This is a genomic window from Sphingomonas larreae (genome assembly GCF_051400595.1).
GTDB lineage: Bacteria > Pseudomonadota > Alphaproteobacteria > Sphingomonadales > Sphingomonadaceae > Sphingomonas.
In genome coordinates this window covers 1-17,434 of record NZ_JBLFFI010000012.1, presented here as the reverse complement: position 1 = coordinate 17,434, position 17,434 = coordinate 1, and the positions used below count along the sequence as shown (strand labels likewise).

The window sequence follows — 17,434 nt, the reverse complement described above, 5'->3', positions numbered from 1 at the left end:
TCCTTAGCGATCGACCAGGAAGTTGGGGCTGGAGGCGGCGATGTAGAGCGCCATCTGGGCGCGCTTGTGCGCCTGGGTGGCGGTGTTGCTGTTGCGGATCGACAGGATCGCGCTGCGCAGCGCTCCCTTCTGCGTCGCGGTGGCGCTGTTGTTGAGCAGCAGCAGGTTCACCACTGCGACGAGGCGGTCGGGATCCTGCGCGATCGCGTCCCACGACGCCCAATTGGGCTGGCTGCCGGTGAAGTTGGGCAGCCCCATGTCGTAGGTCCACTCGCCGCGGCCCGGCTCGCCCAGCGCGGTCCAGTTATAGACCATGTTGTGAAGCCAGGTGGCATTGCCCGCGCTGACCAGCTTGGCAGCGGGGCTGACCAGCCCGGTCGTGCCCGCGAGCGGATAGTCGGGCGGGTAGAAGTTGAACACCGAGGGTGCGCCGAACACCGGCTGGCCGACGTTGGAGTCGCGCTGGATGAAGGCGATGCCATCGGTGGCGAGGCCGATCGCGCGCGCCACTGCGGTGAGCACCAGCACCGGCTCGCGCACCTTGCCCGCATCGGTGCCATGCGGCTCGTCGCCGCGGGCCTCGGGGTCGAGCAGGATCGCGCGGACCACCGCCTTGAGATCGCCACGCACGCCGCTGCCGTTGTTCTCGAACACGCCCGCGATCCGGCCGACATAGCCGGGCGTCGGATTGGACTTCACCAGATGCTGGATCAGCAGCTTGGCGACATGCGGCGGGGTGGAGGCGTGGTTGAACGCGGCGGCCACCGCGATTCGGACGCTGTCCGCCGGGGTGCTGCCCGCGGGCACGCTGGTGCCAAGGAACGCTTTGGGGTCGCTGTCATACCGCGCCGCCGCGGCGGGGACCATCGGCAGCGAGTAATCGTTGCCGGTCCAGTCGGTACGGCCGCCGCTGCGCGCATAGGTCCAGCCGGTCAGCGCGCGCGACAGCCCGCGGATGTCGTCGGCGCCATAATTGGGCACGGTCGCGCCGCTCGCATCAAGCACCGGCGTGCCGTCGCGGTTGAGCGTCACCGGGCCAAGCGTGAACAGCTGCAGCATCTCGCGCGCGTAATTCTCGGACGGCGCGACGCGGCTGCTGTCCGCCATCGAGAGATAACGGCCCATGAAGCCGTGCAACGTCACCTTCTGCAGCAGCGTGCCATAATTGCCGAACGCATCGTCGAGCAGCATCTGCTGGTAGGACGCCAACCCGGCGGTCTGGTCGCCGCCCCCGGCGACGACCAGGATCTGCGACAGCGCGAAGGCGACGCGCTGGCGCAACTGGTCCGGTGCCATCACCGCATCGGCATAGAAGCGCGCCGCGACGCGGTTGCGCGAGAAATAGATCGACCCGCAGCGCGGCACGCTGGTGTTGCCGGTGCAATAATTGGCCGGCACCCAGCTGGTGAGATCCTTATAGGTGCTGCCGCGCAGCGTGAACTGCTCGTCGATCCAGCCCGAGACGCCGAGCCCGGCGATGCGCGCGACCACGTCCGGAGTGGGGCCGAACGTGGCTTGCCGCGCGAGCCGCACCACGTCGGGCGGGATCGCGGCCGCGCCGTCCGCGCTAAGCACGGGCTGGCGGAACGCGCTCAGCCCCGTGCTCCATGGCAGGTTGACGCCATCGGTGGTGAACAGCGCAAAGAAGCGCGCGAACGCATCCGCGATCGCGCCCGCGAGATCACGCGCCAGACCGGCAAGATAGTCGAAGCCGCCGGCGGGCTGCTCCGTCACCGGCGTTGCGGTTGGCGCGGGCGTGGCGGCGGGGGCGGGCGTGGGCGTCACGACGACGATGCCGCCGCTGGTCGGGGGCGGTGTCGGGGTGCTCGAGCCGGGCAGGGAGGTCGGCGTGGCGGACGGCGTGGGCGCGGCGTTCGTCGGCGACGCGGCGGGGGCCGGCGTCGGCGTGACGATCACGATGTCGCCGCCGCCTGTGCCGCCGGTCGCTGGTGTCGTGGTCGGCCCCGAGCTCGCCGGCGAAACCACCGGAGTCGGCGACGGCGTCGGTGTGGCGGGTACGACGACGACGGGCGCCGGTGCGGCGGCGGAACTGCCACCGCCGCCACCGCCGCCGCCGCAGCCCGCCAGCGCGAGACACGCGCAGGCCGTCAGCAAAGATGTACGTCGTCGTGCGCTCGTCACGCCTGCCCCGCCCGAGTTCAATGATCTGGATGTCGCGCGGTGACCGCGCTGCAACAGCAATAGGGGCAGGCCTTAAAGGTGAGGTTAATGCGGCAGCAAAGCTGTACGGACGATCAACCCGGGATCGACTGGTCCGCTGCGGCCGAATACACCGGAGAAAGTCGTTTATACTGGTTTACGGCCGTTAACACTTCGATGTCGAGGGCGTAACGTTTGGCGAGCGTGCGGCGCCGATACGAAAACGGCGCCGCCCGTTGGGGCGGCGCCGTCGACAGCGCTGAAGATCAGTACGGGCTCAATAGGACCCGCGCTGGAACAGTACGCTCGGCACCGTATAGGCCATGATCTTGACGTTCATCGCGCACGAGCGCGCGCGGCTGTACGTCACATCATAAGCGACGCGGCGGCGATACGACACGTCGTTGCGGCCGCCCACCTGCCACAGTCCGGTGATCCCGGGGCGCACCGCGCAATAATGTTCGAAATAGCGGCCGTAGCGCGCGATCTCGCCGACCACGATCGGGCGCGGCCCGACCAGGCTCATCTCGCCGCGCACGACGTTGATCAGCTGCGGCAGCTCGTCGAGGCTGGTCTTGCGCAGGAACTTGCCGATACCGATCACGCGCGGGTCGTCGCGCAGCTTGTGGTCGCGCTCCCACTCCTCGCGCGCCTCGGCGCTGGTCTCGAGCAGGTGCCGCAACCGCGCATCGGCGTCGACCACCATCGAGCGGAACTTGAGGCACGGGAAAGCGCGGCCGCCGCGGCCGATGCGCTGGTGCGCGAAGATGATCGGACCCGGATCGAGGATGTAGATCACCGCGGCGATGATCAGCATCAGCGGCGCCAGAATGATCAGCGCGATCACCGCCAGCGCGACGTCGAGTGCTCGGCTCGCCATGTCGTCGATCCGGCGGAGGCTGAACGCGCCCTCGCGGGCAGTCAGGTCGGTAGCCGGTACCGACGCGGTGATGGTCGCTTCATGCACGGATGATCGCTCCCTGGACGATACGCTGCAACGCAACATTAGGTTATTTGGCCGTTAATGTAACCCGCGCGTTGTCGCTGTTCGTCTCGAAATCGCGGGTGATCGTCGCAGCTTGTTCCGAAGCGGTACGCCTTGGTCGCAGAGATACGTGGCAAAACCCTCATGGTTCTGCATTTTTTTCCAACTGACGGAGTGGCGCGCGGCGGCGCCGGGAGAGGCGTCAGCCGGCCGCGACGATTCGCGCGCGATCAGCGCGCGCGTCGGCGTGCCGGCCGCGCCGTTGTGCGACGATCAGAGAAGCGCGGCGACGCCCCGTGCGATGAGGGCCCAGAGCAGCGCCGAGCTGCCGAGGACGACGCCGAGCCGGACCGCGCCGGGCAGCTTCTTGACCACGGGATCGGGGAAGGCGGCGACCAGAGGAGCCGACGAGGTGAGCTGGATCACCGTATCGTTGCGGAACGCGCTTGCCACCACGCTGGGGCTGAGCGGCATGGCGAATTCGCAGCCATAGCCACCCGGCACCTGGCGCACGACCCGCGCCATCGCGCGGCCGTGACCGGCGAGCCCGATCGTCACGGTGCTGCCGATCGCAATTCGCGAGTCGGTCGTCACGCTGAAGCCGGTCTCCGAGAGATCGGCGACATAGACGTCGTGCGCGCCGCGTTCGCCGCGCAGCGTCGACGGCTGGTTGATCGTCTGACGCTCCGCGCCACGACGCTCGTCACTGTCCTCGTTTACCAGCACCGCGTGAAGCAGCATCGTCGCACCCTTTCGATCAGCTGCGATCGGAGTAGCGGCGGTGCACCTACCATCGGGTTAACCGACGCGTGGTTCTGCGCGGAGAAGTAGCGGAATAAGCGCGTTTTTCGAACTAAATGGTAAACGTGGCGGAAGCCATATTGTCCGGACAAGCGCGCGAGCTGACCCCAGTCAACGCGCTGACATGTCGTGCATCATGCCCGCGTGCGCGTCGGCGCCGGGCGCCGCGCCCGTCGTGGTTGCCGGTCGATCCGGCACCGGCACCGCGTGCGGCTTGGCCAGCCAGGCGAACGGCGTGACCTGACGCAGCTGCTTGCCGTCGCCCAGGTCGCCGCCGTGACAGTTGAGCAGCTTGTCGATGCAATGCTCGGTCCACTGGCGCAGCGTGTCGTCGTCCCAGGCGCCGAACCAATCGGCGTGGAAGGTGGTGCCGGGGACGCGCATCGTGCCGTTTGCGCCGGGCATCTCGTCGGAGGAGAGATGCCAGGTCGGGCGCGTGCCATCCCAGGTGCCGGCACGATCGAGCGTCGCGTCCACGGTGTACCACGAGCCCATGGTGAAGGTCGGGATCACCACCGGGTGGGTGAAGGGGCAATGTTCGCGCCCGCCGGTCCATTGCGGATAGGCGACGTGTTCGCGATGATCCGGGCTGTCGAGTCGCTTGCCGTCCCAGCAGCTCGGCGCGTTGATGATCGCGCCAAGCTGCGCGCCCGGCGGGCACACCCGCGCCACCTCCACCAACGTCTTGTAATGCCCCTCGGTCGCGCCGGGGCCTTGGCAGTTGAAGTAGCTGGCGCCCGTCGCGGGAGCGTCGGGATGTACCATGTCGAAGCCGAAGACGAAGCGCAGCCCGCGCGGCAGCGGCACGCAGGCGACGCGGACGCGATTGCACTCGGGGTCGCTGGCGGGCCGACGCTTGTAGTAGATCGACACGTAATCCGGCCGGATCACCTGGCCGCGCCCGTTGAGCATCGCCGGCATCCAATAGGCCGAACGGTTGAGCCGGTTCATGCAGGTGCTGTCACCGCTGCGGCGCAGGCTGGCGTAGGTGGAATGGGCGTCCGCCGCGGTGTTGCCGAAGAACTGGTGGAGGTGCGACTGCCCGGGCTTGCCGGGATAGAGGATCGGGTCGTCGAAGCGCAGCTGGCCGGGCGTGCACAGGAAGCGGAATGCACCGACCACATCGGGCGCGGCGCTCGCGGGGATCGCGCCGGGTGGCCCGCTCTCGTGCGACACCATGATCCCGGTGGCGCGATCGAAGTTGCTCGGCACCGCGGCCTCCTCGCCCTCGGGCGCGGTGGTGGCGGGGCGCGGCTGCGCGAGATCGCCGGTGCCGCCCATCCTGCCCTTGGCGTGCTGGCTCGTGGGCGCTGCCGGGCGATCGGCCTGTGCCGCACCGGCCAGCGCCATCGCGAGCAGCAGCGCGCTGACCCAGCCCTGATTGCCGCTCGTCCGCACCCGCATCACGCCTCCGTTTCTCGTCAGGCGCTATACATGAGGCGCGCCCGCGGCGCACGCGAAAGGGGCCGGTCGCTCGCGCAGCCGGCCCCTCCAATATCCCGTTCGGGAGCGTGCGATCAGGCGATCGCGGCGTTGCCGGTGACGCTCTTGCGACGGCGCACCGCGGCGCCGACCATCGCGAAGCCGCCGATCATCATCATCCAGGTCGCCGGCTCGGGCACCGCGCTGCTGACGGTCACCGCGCCCAGCTTGAAGCCGTCGATCGGCGCGCCACCGACGCTGGTTGCTGCGACCAGCCAAAGGTTCGACGCGGTGCCGTTGACGCTGCGGGTCAGCGTGCCGCTGCCGCCCGCGAGTACCTGCTGGTTGCCCAGGATGTTGGTAAGAGCGCTGACCGGCTTGCCGTCGAGGCCCAGATTCTGGTTCCAGGCGACATTGGTGTTGCCCCAGCGAACGCTTGCGTCCGAGCCAGTGCTGTTCCCGTTCACGCTGTACGACGTCGTCTTGATCTGCGACAGGTCGACCGCGGTGCTGAACTGGAAGAGGATGAAATCCTGCCCGTTCTGCGTGTCGATGGTGTGGGTGCCGTTGCTGCCATTCTCGAGACCATTGGTCACGCCGAGGCCAGTGGTGTACGAGCCGAGATAGGCGTCGTTGATCGTGCTGTTGATGGCTGACCAAGCCGTCGCCCGCACGTCGACTTTCCGGCCGTCGAGCATGAAGCTGTAATAGCGGGAGTTGGCGTCACCGTTGTCGGCGCTGTTGGTGCTCGAGGTGAGGTTCAGCACGAAGTCGGCCGCGCTCGCGGGCGCGGCTGCCGTAGCCAGGGCGAGCCCTGCCGCTGCCGCCATCATCTTCAACTTGGTCATACGCTTGGTCCCCCCAGAAACACTGTTCGTCGCGTGAATGCCGCCGCCACGCACGTGCTTCAAGCGAGGACCGTTACGCTCTTGTCCCGGATTTGGACCCGTGCGACAGCCAGCCCGACGATCGGTCCGGCTGCCAGGTGGCAGGCGCGCAGCGCCGCGGCCGCCGCGCTCACTTCGGCAGCGGCACCACATGCGGCGTGCTGGTCCAGGCGAAGGCGTCGAACATCTTCATCTGCTTGCCGTTGCCGAGGTCGCCGCCGCTGCAGTTGAGCAGCTTGTTGATGCAATGATCCATCCACATCTTCATCACGGCATCGTCCCAGGCGCCGAACCAATCGGCGTGGAAGGTCGAGCCCGGGCGCATCGTCGGCATGCCGGGCATCTCGTCCGAGGCGAGGTGCCAGCCGCTCGTGCCGCCGTTCCAGCTGCCGCTGCGGTTGAGGTCCGAGTCGACCGTGTACCAGGCGCCCATCGTGAAGGTGGGGATCACATAAGGATGGTCCGCCGGGCACTTCTCATAGCCCCAGTCGCCGTAGCTGGTGTAGGCGACGTGCGAGCGATGGTCGGCGCTGTCGAGGTTCTTGCCGTCCCAGCAATTGGGCGCATTGATCACCGCGCCGATCTGGTTGCCGACGCCGCAATGCTTGCCCGCCTCGATCAGGTCGGCGTAATGGCCGGCCTCCGCCGTCGGCCCCTGGCAGTTGTAATAGCCCGCGCCAGTCGGCGGCGTGCCGTTGATCATGTCAAAGCCGAACACAAAGCGGAGCCCGCGCGGCAGGTCGACGCAGGCCTTGCCCATGCGCTGGCACTCGGGGTCGCTCGCCGGGCGACGCTTGTAATAGATCGAGACGTAATCGGGCCGCACCACGCCACCCTTGCCGTTGAGCATCGCCGGCATCCAATAGGCCGAGCGGTTGAGCATGCTGGTGCAGGTGCTCTCGCCGCTGGTGCGCAGGCTCTGATAGGTCGAGTTGGCGTTGGCGAGCGTGTTGCCGAAAAACTGGTGGAGGTGCGAGCGGCCGGGCTGGCCCGGGAAGACGATCGGGTCGTCCTTGGCCTCGTGGCTCGGCGTGCAGATGAACCGGAACGCGCCGACCACGTCCGGCGCGCCGCTCGACGGGATCGCCCCCGTGCCCCAGGCCGCGACCAGCTCCTTGTTGACGTCGAAATTGCTCGGGATCGATGGATAGTCGCCCGCCACCGGCGCATTGGCCGGCGCGACCGCGACGGTGGTGCTGGTAGCCGGAGCGACGACCGACTCGGTGGCCGGCGCAGCCGCCGCCGCGGGCGCCGCGGCGACGGGCGCCACGACGACCGGAGTGGCGGCGCTGGCCGCCTCGGGCGCGCTCGCCACCGGAGTCGTGCTCGCGGTCGCGGTGCCGGTGCTGCCGCCGCCGCCGCCGCCGCCGCAGCCGGCGAGCGCCAGTGCGAGCAGCAGGGGCGGCACGATCCGACCGGCGCGCGGCGGCACAGGGCGCGCGCGCGCACCCACCAGCAGCATCATCATCCGAGTAACTCCCACGTCGCCGCGGACGAACTCGGTCCGGCAGCCGTTCAGGCCACCCTAGGGATGCTCGGTTAAAACGACGTAGACGATGAGGCTTAAACGATCTTAGCGATTGCGTCGGCGGGGAAGGGCGCCGGGTCGGGGACGTCCTCGTCGACCCGCGGCGCGGCCGGCTGCTTGCGCCGACGCGGCGCCCAATAGCCGATTTCCGCCGCGATTCCCGCGATCAATCCGACCGTGATCGCGTACATATATTGCGTCACGTAAAGCACGAAGATCCACTCGTAGAGCGAGTGCAGGCTCACCATCACCAGCGCCACGGCGAGGCCGAGCAGCACGTCGCCGCGCGGATCGCGGCGGAAGCGCCACGCGCACCGCAATGCCGCCAGCACAGGCCACACCAGCATCAGCACGAAGCCGACGACGCCGAGATAGCCCGTCTCCGCGGCGGAGAGCAGATAGGCGTTGTGGACATGCGCGCTGCGGCTGCCGAACACCGCCGCCACCCCGGCGCGGTCCGAATAGCCCTGCGTATTGGCGACGATGACGTAGTGATTGCCGCCGACGCCGAGCGGATGGTCGTGGACGATCGCCTTGGCGGCGCGCTCGAAGGCGGCACGCTCGTCATAGTCGCCGGTGTCGGTCGGCTTGCTGAACCGGGCGCCGAGCGTGGCATAGGCCACCGGCGCGGCGACGACGAGCGACAGCAATCCCGCCACCGCTACGGTGGTCTTGCGCGCACTCGGCTGGCGCAGCATCGACAGCAAGAGCGTGAGCACCACGCCGATGGCGGAGAAGCCGATCGTCGCGCGCGAGGCGGTCAGCACCACCGCGGTGAGCCCGCCGATCGGGCCGAGCCATAGCCAGCGCGACTTCTTGGTCGCCAGCAGCATCGCCAACGACGGAAAGATCACGAAATGGGTGAGCATGCCGAGCAGGTTCTGGTGGCCGAGCGTGCCCGCCGCCTGGATCGCTCCCTGGGCGTGCGCCTTGAGCGACATGACCGCCTGGAAGCAGATGCCGATGATCAGCCCGAGGATGAGCCCGCGCACCGCTTTAGGATCATGGCAGGTCATCGCCACCGCGGTCAGCACCACGAGCATGCGCGCGAGCTGCCAGACGTAGAAGAAGGTCGACATCGGCACGTCGTTCTGAAGCATGCTGAGCAGCACCAGCACGGTGTAGGCGGCGAGCGGCCAGCGCAGGTGCGCGCGGCGGAACTTGCGCGGCGTGGAGAAGATCAGCGCGATCGCGAGCGCGTCGAGCAGCGTGACTTCGGCGCCTTTGACGAAGCCCGGCCAATAAGCCCAGGAGATCGGCGCGATCAGCAGGTGCCAGGTGCTGGTGACGAACGGCAGCGCGCCGAACACCGCCATCACGCGCGGCAGGTAGCGCTGGTTGCTGCGCAGCCAGCCGATCAGCACCGGCAGCATGCCGAGAACGCCGAGGAGCGCGATCCACTTCATGCGAACACCGCCACCAGCGCCGCCGCGGCGCCTATTCCGACCCCCGCCAGCACCACCGACTCGCGCAGCCCGAAGCTGCGCCGCGCCGCCGCGCGCTTGAGCCCGCGCGCCGCGCCCGCGGCCTCACGCAGCACCGGCAGCCGGTCGAAGAAGCGCAAGGCGGCGATGTCGGTGCGCGACGGGCGCTGCTCGGCCACCACCGGCTGGGCGAAGACGGTGCGTACCTCCGGATGCGCGCGGCGATACCACACATAGGCGCCGTCGATCGGGGGATGGTCGTCGAGCGTCAGCAGGTGGCGCAGATAGGCGGCGAGCGGCGCCACCGTGTCGGCGCTGAACGCCATGCAATGCGCGCCGATGATGTCGCTGGCGGGCAGGTCGTCGGGCGTCGCGGCGTAATAGCCGCCGTAGAGGATCTGCCAGCCGGATGGCACCGTCATGTCGCGCGCGGCCGGGGTGAAATCGGCATCGTCCTCAAGGATCAGCACGCTCTCGCCCGCCGCCGCGGCCTCGTCGAGGATAGCGAGATGGCTGTGAAACACGCCGCGCGCGCCGCGCGAGGTGAAGCTGCCGGCGTCGTCGAAGCGGCACGCGTCGAAGAACGCTACCTTCGGGTCGTGCTCGGCGTCGAGCCGGCGCAGCTCGCCCAGCATCTGCGCGCGCCGGTCGGTGCGGTGCGCGAGGTTGATGATGCGGACTCGGTCGACATGGTCGAACAGCATGGATGTCAGCCTATCGGGCGGCGAAGCGGGAGACGAGCGGGGCGACCGCGGTGGCGATGTCGAACTCGCGCTCGACCTTGGCGCGCCCGGCGGCGGCGAGCCGATCGCCCAGCGCGGCATCGTCACGCAGCCGCGCGATCTGGCGGCGCAGGTCATCCCAGTCGCCGGGGCGGAACAGCAGGCCCTCGGCGCCGTCCTCGATCAGCTCGGGTACGCCCGCGACGCGGCTGCCGATCACGGGCAGGCCGAGCGCCATCGCCTCCATCAGCACGATCGGCAGGCCTTCCATGAAGCTCGGTAGCACCAGCATGTCGTGGCGCGCGATCTCGGCCAGCGTGGCGGCCTCGTCGAGCCGCCCGGCGAAGCGGACGCGCGCGCCGAGGCCAAGCCGCGCCACGGCGGCGTCGATCTCGTCGCGCAGCGGGCCGTCGCCCACGAGCGTGAGCTCGACGTCGAGCGGCGCGATCGCCTCGAGCAGCCCGAGATGGCCCTTCTCCGCCGACAGCCGCGCGACGCACACCAGCCGGCGCCGCGCTCCCGCCGTGCGCGCGACCGGGGCGGCGAGCGCGGGAGCGGCGAGGTCGAGCCCGCAGCGCACCACCGCGAACTTGTGCCAGTGCGACGGCGCGGTGACGCGCATCGCCTGCGCCCGGCCGAACCAGGAGACGCAGGCGGCGAACTCGGCCTGCTCCAGCTTGGCGCCCAGCGTCAGCCCGGCGGGATAGTCGGTCTCGGAGATGCCGTGCAGCGTCAGGCTCCACGGCAGGCCGGCGAAGCGAGCCGCCATCATGCCGACGGTCGCGCCCGCATTGGCGAAGTGATTGTGGACGTGGCTAACCCGGTCCTCCGCGAACATGCGCGCCAGCACCACCGCCTCGGCGAAGTGGAACAGCGCCCAGAGCGCCGCGCGCAACCCCGGCGCACGGTGACGGAGCGCGAGCCGCAGCAGCGCGAGATAGGCGCCGGGCCGGCGCGTCAGGGACGCCAGATGCGCCCCCAGCAGCGCGCCCGCACCGAGCGGCAGTACGAAGCGGGTGGTTTCGGCCGAAGCGCGGTCCTCGGGTGCGACCAGCTCGGCCGCGCCGGGGCGACGAATGCTGTAGGTGCGCACGTCGACGCCGTGGCGGCGCAGGCTCTCCACCTCGCGGCGGATGAAGGTGTGCGACGAGGCCGGATATTGGCTCACCACATAGGCGATGCGGGGCGAGGGGGAGTCGGTCATTTGTAGGTGATCGCCGATCCGGCGGCGCGGCGCCGCCGTGCGTAGCGCAGCATGCCCTGCAGCTCGGGGAATTTGGCCAGCATGGTGTAGAAGGCGTTGGGCCAGGCCATGGCGTCGTACCGGTCGCGCCGCGCCACCCGCGCCACCTGGAGCGCGAGCAGCAGCACCGGCAGCAGCAGCAGCGCGGGATGGACCAGCAGCGCCAGCACCACGCCGACGAGCGGCAGCGCGCCCGCCCACAGCAGCGCGCGGCGGCGCTCGGCGCGGTAGAGCGGGTGCGGCAGTGCGCGGGTCGCCTCGCCAGCTTGGGCATAGCCGAAGCCGCCGCGCACCGCGCGCCACCACCACTGGCCGAACCGCAGCATCGCGGCGTCGTGCAGCGTCATCGCCGCGTCGATCCGCCACACTCGCCACCCGGCAGCGCGCAGCCGCGCGCACAGCTCGGGCTCTTCGCCCGCGGTGAGATCGTCGCGGAAGCCGCTAGCCTCGCGCACAACGTCGGCGCGCATCAGCGAGTCGCCGCCGCACGCCCCGGCCTCGCCGATCGGCGTGTCCCATTCCCGGTCGCACAGCCGGTTGTAGACCGAGTCCTCAGGATGGCGCTCGCGCCGCCGCCCGCACACCACCGCGACGTCGGGGTGTTCGGCGAGAAAACGGGTCGCGGCGGCGAGCCAGTCCGGCGCCAGCTCGCAGTCGCCGTCGATGAACTGGACGAGATCGCAGTCCGCGGGCAGCGCGGCGAGGCCGGCGTTGCGCGCCCGCGCCGCGGTGAAGGGCAGCGCCATGTCGAGGTCGACCACCTGCGCGCCGAGCGCGCGCGCCCGCGCCGGGCTGCCATCGGTCGAAGCCGAGTCGACGTACACGACCGCGGCCGCACCGCTGCCCTCGAGTGAGCGCAGGCAGCGCACCAGCCGCTCGCCCTCGTTGCGGCCGATCGCGACGATGCCGATGCGCGGCGGAGGAACAAGGGGGGCGCTCACTTCCACGGAAGCAGGCTCGCCAGGTCGCCGGTCAGCCCGACGCCGTACAGCGCCTCGCGGAAGAGTACGGCCAGACCGAGCATGACCAGTGTCATAGCAAGGTCCTGCCGCGCGAACGACAGGCCTTCGCGGCGCTGCGCGACCCAGAGCGGCACGTAGCGGATCAGCTCGGCGCTGGCGATCACCACCACCGCGCCGCCGATGCCGTAGAAGTTCACCGCGATCGGCAGGCCGACCAGCAGCCAGGCGAATTTGCCCATGTTGGCGCTGGCGCCATAGACCGGCTTGCCGATCCCGAGCAGCACCGACTCGTTGATCGTCGACAGGATCGCGAACCAGACGCCGAACGACAGCGTCGGCAGCATCTGCCCCGCCGCCTGATAGCGCGCGTCGTACATCACGGCGGTGAGCACGTCCGATACCGCGATGAAGCCCGCCACCGCAGCCGCCGCACCGAGCAGCAGCAGCGGCCGGTGCCGCGCCAGCCGCGCGCGCAATTCGGCGATGGAGTCGAACGAGGCCGCCACCATCGGGAAGACGATCATGTTGCCGAAGCGCGCCACCAGCAGGTTGAGGATGTCGGCGAGCGAGCGCGCAATGCCATAGGTGCCTAGGACCGCCAGCGAGACCGCGCGCGCCATGTACAGCCGGTCGAAGTTCATCGCCAGGAAGTAGACGATCGACGACAGCGCCACCCAGCGGCCGAACGACAGGATCTCGCGCATCGCGCCGCGATCGATGAGGAAGCGGTGGCGCATCCCCGGCACCAGCAGGTAGCTCGCCACCATCACCGCCGCGCTCGACGTGATGCCGCCGAAGACGAGCGCCCAGATCGTCGGCGTCACCAGCGCGAAGCTGATGTGCGCGATCGTCGACACCGCGGTGTAGCCGACCTCGAAAGCGGTCAGCGCGACCAGCCGCAGGTGCTTCTGCGCGATGAAGCGCCCGGTGGACTCGAAGCCGGCGAAGACGAAGAACAGCGACGCCACCGCGAAGATGCCGGCGAGCTCGGGCTTGCGGTAGAACCACGCCACCGGCCAGGCCAGCGCCGCGCACAGCATCCCCAGCGCGATGCCGCGCACCAGCTGGAGCGTCCAGGCGGTGTCGTAGAAGTCGGGCTGCTCGGCGCGCGGGTTGCTGATGATGTTCTGGCCGATGCCGATGTCCGAGGCCAGCTCGATCCCGGTCCGCACCGTGTTGACGATGATCATGATGCCGAACAGCTCGGGCGCGAGCAGCCGCGCGAGCACGACGTTGTTGACGACGCGCAAGGCTTGCACCACGCCGTAACCGGCGGTGGACCAGCCCAGCCGCGTCAGGATCGATCGGGAAAGCAACTTCATGCGCGGGCGGACGATCCCAGGAAGGAACCGGTCGACGCGGTCGAATCAACGCGCGCCGGACCGGCGACGCGGTCTCTAGCAGCCAAAGCCTTAAAATCGAGGCGCGTGACCATGGAAGCGTTGAGGGAAGAGTGATGCGGATCCTGTTCGCCCTGCCGGGCTTCCACCGTTTCGAGCGCGGCGCCGAGGTGGCGCTGCTGTCGCTCGCCGCCGAGCTGGCGCGCGGCGGCGACGCGGTGACCGTGATCGGGGCGGGCGAGGCGCGCGCGGACACGCCCTATCGCTTCCGCCATGCCGGTGCGGTGCGCCGCGAGAAGCTGGAGCGGCTGCCGCGCGTCCCGGTGCTGCGCAGCGAGACCGGCTGGGAGGAAGCGACCTTCGCGCCCGGGCTGCTGCGCGCCTATCGTCCGCGCGACCATGACGTCACCGTCACCTGCTCCTTCCCGTTCACCAACTGGGTGCTGCGCCGCCCGGTGCTGTTCGGGCGCCGCCCGCCGCACGTCTTCGTCACGCAGAACGGCGACTGGCCGGCGGTGTCGAACGACGCCGAATATCGCACCTTTGGCTGCGACGGGCTGGTCTGCACCAATCCCGACTATCTCGAGCGCAACGAGGAGCGGTGGCGCTGTGCGCTGATCCCCAACGGAATGGACGCGGACCGCTTCACCCCGGGTCCGGGTGAGCGCGGCAAGCTGGGCCTCCCGGCGCGCGGCACGGTGGTGCTGATGGTCAGCGCGCTGATCCCTTCCAAGCGCGTCGCCGACGGCGTGCGCGCGGTGGCGCAGCTGCCCGATGCGCATCTGGTGGTGGCGGGTGACGGGCCGGAGCGCGAGGCGGTCGACCGGCTCGCCGCCGAGCTGCTGCCGGGCCGGTTCAAGCGGCTGACCGTGGGGGCGGCGGAGATGCCGCTGCTATACCGCTCGGCCGACGTGTTCCTCCATCTGTCGCGCGAGGAATCATTCGGCAACGTCTATATCGAGGCGCTGGCGTGCGGCGCGCCGGTGGTGGCGCATGATTCACCGCGGCTGCGCTGGATCGTCGGCGACGACGCGGTGCTGCTCGACACGAGCGACCCACGAGCGGTAGCGGCAGCGCTGGCGCACGCGATCGCGGCGCGTGCCGAGCTCGCCCCACGCGGGCGAGTCCGCGCGCTGCGCTACGCCTGGCCGCGTGTGGCGGCGCAATATCGTACCTTCCTCGGCGAGGTGATCGCGGCGGCGCGGAAGTAGGACGACGGGCTTAGGTGAACTGTCGCGGTTGCGAATGTCGCAATATCCTCACCCATGCGGGGCGGGGCTGTTGCATCAATGTCGATCGCTGAGCCAACATGCCTCGTCCCGGCCCTGAGCCGGGATGACGCTGCTGTCACGATGGGATTGGCGACGGTTGCGGTGAGCCGGAGTCAGCTCCCGCCTGTCACCCCGCCCAGTCGCTCCACAGCGTCGCCGGGTCCGGGCGCGGGCGTTCTTCCAGCGCGCGGCCCGGCGTGCCGATGAACATGAAGCCCGCGATCCGCTCCGGCGCCGCGCCGAACAGATCGCGCACCGCGTCGGAGAACGCCGGCCAGCCGGTCAGCCAGCCCGCCGCAAAGCCGTGCGCATGCGCGGCATGGAGCAGGTTCATGCACGCCGCGCCCGCGGACAGCTCCTGCTCCCACAGCGGTATATGGCTCTCGAGCCGCGGGGACGACAAGGCCACCACCAGCGCGGGCGCCTGGCGCGCGAACTGGTCCATCGCCTCGAGTTCGAGCCGCGCCGCCGCGGGCCGCTCGGCGCGATACGCCTCCACCAGCTTGGCGGCGAAGGAGTCGCGGCGCGCGTCGGGGACGATCACGAAGCGCCACGGCGCCAGCTTGCCGTGATCGGGCGTGCGACCGGCGAGCTGGATCATGGCGACGAGCTGGTCGTGCGTCGGCCCAGGCGCGACGAGATCGCGCGGCTTGCCCGAGCGGCGCGTGGCGAGCAGCGCCAGCGGCGAGGAGAGGTCGTTGAACATCGCCTGCACCATAGCCGACGCGGAAGATATTTACAGCAGCGGTGGGGACGCTAGTCTCGCGCGCAACCATCGGCAGCGCGCAGGCGCGCCCTCAGCCCCTCACCGGAGCCGCTCTCCTTGCCTCTCATCCCCACGATCGCGCTCGGCTTTCTTCTGTTGTTGCTGGGCGGCGGGATCGCCGCCGCGGTGAAGCCCGGCGACGAGTTCGCCGGCCATCCCAAGGGGCTCTACGTCCTGTTCTTCGCCGAGATGTGGGAGCGCTTCTCCTATTACGGCATGCGCGCGCTGCTGATCTTCTACCTGACCAAGCACTGGCTGTTCGACGACGGCAAGGCCAACCTCATCTACGGCGCCTATACGTCGCTGGTGTTCGTGACGCCCGTGCTGGGCGGCTATCTCGCCGACCGCTATCTCGGCCAGCGCCGCGCGGTGGTCTACGGCGCAGCGCTGCTCACGCTCGGCCATCTGCTGATGGCGGTCGAGGGCGACGGCGGACAGGCCTCGGCGGCGATCAACGTCTTCTGGCTCGCGCTCGGCTTCATCATCGTCGGTTCGGGCTTCCTCAAGGCCAATATCTCGGTGATCGTGGGCCAGCTCTACCCGCTTACCGACATCCGCCGCGATGGCGCGTATACGATCTTCTACATCGGCATCAACACAGGGGCCGCGCTCGGCACTATCCTCGCCGGCTGGCTCGGTGAAACCTATGGCTGGTCATATGGCTTCGGCGCGGCGGGCGTCGGCATGCTGCTGGGGCTGTTGGTGTTCGTTCTCGGCAGGCCGCTGCTCAAGGGGCAGGGGGAGGCGCCGGGCGCGCTGACCAAGCGGCGCGAGTGGACATTGTATGCGGTCGGCATTGCGGCGGTGGCGGTGATCTGGCTGCTGATCCAATATCAGGACGTGATCCAGTCGCTGCTGATGGTCTCGGGCATCGCGCTGCTCGGCTATGTGCTGTTCGCCTCGTTCAAGCTGGAGCCGCACGCGCGCGACCGGATGTTCGCGGTGCTGTTCCTGATCGCGCTCAACCCGCTGTTCTGGGGGTTGTACGAACAGGCGGGCGGCAGCCTCAACCTGTACACCGACCGGTTCGTCGACCGCGGCGGCGTGCCCGCCTCGCTGTTTCAGTCGGTCAACCCGATCTACATCGTGCTGCTCGGCCCGATCTTCGCGACGCTGTGGGTGTTCCTCGGGCGGCGCGGCTGGGAGCCCTCGGCGCCCGCCAAGTTCGGGCTGGCGCTGGTGCAGGTGGCGCTGAGCTTCCTGCTCTTCGTCTGGGGGGCGCGGCTGTACGGCGCGGCGCTGACCCCGGTGTACCTCGTCTTCATGATCTATTTCTTCCAGACCTCGGGCGAATTGTGCCTGTCGCCGGTGGGACTGTCGGCGATGAACCGGCTGGCGCCGCGCCATCTCGCCAGCCTGATCATGGGCGCGTGGTTCTACATGACCGCCGTCGGCAATTTCGTCGCGGGCAAGATCGGCGAGGCGACCGGCGGCGGCGAGGGCGGCACGATGACGCGCGACGGCACGCTCGGCGTCTATGAGACGATCGGCTGGTGGGCGATGGGGATTGCGGTGCTGGTGCTGCTGGTGAGCCCGCTGGTGCGCCGCTGGATGCACCTCGACACGCTGCGCGACCACGACGACGCGCACGCGATGGCGGGCGAGGCCGAACTGGCCGAGCCGCAGGCAGCGGGGTTCGACAGCGCGAGTGCGACGCGGCCGCACTGATGGTGCGCATCCGCTGATAAAGACGCGAGCGCGGTGGGGGTGAGCGCGGCATCCGCTCAGCGCGCGGCGGCGTGATCGTGGCCGGGCCGCTGATCGCGCGGACGGCTGGCGCATCGGCGAGCTCACCCGCGGTCGAATAAGGATCGGCGGGCAATACGCGGTTGGCTAGTTGTTCAGCCCCGGCATCTGGTGGATCGGGTCGACGATGAACCGGTCTGGCTCTGACGTCCAGATCTTGGCGATGTATTCGTAGGG

Annotated in this window: 15 protein-coding genes; 3 read left to right on the top strand and 12 right to left on the bottom strand. The window is 69.5% G+C overall.

Annotated features, from left to right (window positions below; genetic code table 11):
- Window positions 1-3 precede the first annotated feature (3 nt).
- Window positions 4-1,734, bottom strand: a complete 1,731-nt coding sequence (locus ACMGDM_RS20150) for a DUF1800 domain-containing protein (protein WP_436805928.1) — start codon at window positions 1,732-1,734, stop codon at window positions 4-6.
- A gap of 40 nt (window positions 1,735-1,774) precedes the next feature.
- On the opposite strand from ACMGDM_RS20150, the gene ACMGDM_RS20145 reads away from it, so the two are divergent.
- Window positions 1,775-2,185 (top strand): hypothetical protein, encoded by a 411-nt coding sequence (locus tag ACMGDM_RS20145; RefSeq protein ID WP_436805927.1) that lies wholly within the window; start codon window positions 1,775-1,777, stop codon window positions 2,183-2,185.
- A gap of 252 nt (window positions 2,186-2,437) precedes the next feature.
- Here the strand turns inward: ACMGDM_RS20145 and ACMGDM_RS20140 are convergent, their stop codons facing one another.
- The 10 genes from ACMGDM_RS20140 to ACMGDM_RS20095 all read right to left on the bottom strand — a co-directional run bounded on the left by ACMGDM_RS20140 (window position 2,438) and on the right by ACMGDM_RS20095 (window position 13,456).
- Window positions 2,438-3,127 carry a sugar transferase gene (locus ACMGDM_RS20140; RefSeq protein WP_436805926.1) on the bottom strand — a complete coding sequence of 230 codons (690 nt, stop codon included), beginning with the start codon at window positions 3,125-3,127 and terminating at the stop codon, window positions 2,438-2,440.
- 291 nt (window positions 3,128-3,418) lie between these two features.
- Window positions 3,419-3,886 carry a PilZ domain-containing protein gene (locus tag ACMGDM_RS20135; protein WP_436805925.1) on the bottom strand — a complete coding sequence of 156 codons (468 nt, stop codon included), beginning with the start codon at window positions 3,884-3,886 and terminating at the stop codon, window positions 3,419-3,421.
- A gap of 171 nt (window positions 3,887-4,057) precedes the next feature.
- Entirely contained in the window at window positions 4,058-5,350 is a 1,293-nt protein-coding gene (locus ACMGDM_RS20130) for a DUF1996 domain-containing protein (RefSeq protein WP_436805924.1), read from the bottom strand.
- 113 nt (window positions 5,351-5,463) lie between these two features.
- On the bottom strand, window positions 5,464-6,216 hold the full coding sequence (locus ACMGDM_RS20125) for a PEPxxWA-CTERM sorting domain-containing protein (RefSeq protein WP_436805923.1): 753 nt from the start codon (window positions 6,214-6,216) through the stop codon (window positions 5,464-5,466).
- Window positions 6,217-6,385: 169 nt separating this feature from the next.
- Window positions 6,386-7,723: a DUF1996 domain-containing protein gene (locus ACMGDM_RS20120; RefSeq protein ID WP_436805922.1), complete on the bottom strand. Its 1,338-nt coding sequence runs from the start codon at window positions 7,721-7,723 to the stop codon at window positions 6,386-6,388.
- Between the two features lie 95 nt (window positions 7,724-7,818).
- A complete protein-coding gene (locus ACMGDM_RS20115; RefSeq protein ID WP_436805921.1) occupies window positions 7,819-9,189 on the bottom strand; it encodes an O-antigen ligase family protein in 1,371 nt (456 codons plus the stop codon).
- Window positions 9,186-9,911, bottom strand: coding sequence for a glycosyltransferase family 25 protein (locus ACMGDM_RS20110; protein WP_436805920.1), 726 nt, complete (start codon window positions 9,909-9,911; stop codon window positions 9,186-9,188). Before ACMGDM_RS20110 ends, ACMGDM_RS20115 begins: the two co-directional genes overlap by 4 nt.
- Window positions 9,912-9,921: 10 nt before the next feature.
- Window positions 9,922-11,133, bottom strand: coding sequence for a glycosyltransferase family 4 protein (locus ACMGDM_RS20105; RefSeq protein WP_436805919.1), 1,212 nt, complete (start codon window positions 11,131-11,133; stop codon window positions 9,922-9,924).
- A complete protein-coding gene (locus ACMGDM_RS20100) occupies window positions 11,130-12,113 on the bottom strand; it encodes a glycosyltransferase family 2 protein (protein ID WP_436805918.1) in 984 nt (327 codons plus the stop codon). Before ACMGDM_RS20100 ends, ACMGDM_RS20105 begins: the two co-directional genes overlap by 4 nt.
- On the bottom strand, window positions 12,110-13,456 hold the full coding sequence (locus ACMGDM_RS20095; RefSeq protein WP_436805917.1) for an oligosaccharide flippase family protein: 1,347 nt from the start codon (window positions 13,454-13,456) through the stop codon (window positions 12,110-12,112). The genes ACMGDM_RS20100 and ACMGDM_RS20095 overlap by 4 nt, the downstream gene beginning before the upstream one ends.
- 134 nt (window positions 13,457-13,590) lie before the next feature.
- On the opposite strand from ACMGDM_RS20095, the gene ACMGDM_RS20090 reads away from it, so the two are divergent.
- On the top strand, window positions 13,591-14,685 hold the full coding sequence (locus ACMGDM_RS20090) for a glycosyltransferase (protein ID WP_436805916.1): 1,095 nt from the start codon (window positions 13,591-13,593) through the stop codon (window positions 14,683-14,685).
- 187 nt (window positions 14,686-14,872) lie between these two features.
- Here ACMGDM_RS20090 and ACMGDM_RS20085 read toward each other — a convergent pair whose 3' ends face one another.
- Entirely contained in the window at window positions 14,873-15,451 is a 579-nt protein-coding gene (locus tag ACMGDM_RS20085) for a nitroreductase family protein (protein ID WP_436805915.1), read from the bottom strand.
- Between the two features lie 117 nt (window positions 15,452-15,568).
- Between ACMGDM_RS20085 and ACMGDM_RS20080 the strand changes: the two genes are divergently transcribed.
- On the top strand, window positions 15,569-17,179 hold the full coding sequence (locus tag ACMGDM_RS20080) for a peptide MFS transporter (protein WP_436805914.1): 1,611 nt from the start codon (window positions 15,569-15,571) through the stop codon (window positions 17,177-17,179).
- The last annotated feature ends 255 nt before the right edge of the window (window positions 17,180-17,434 follow it).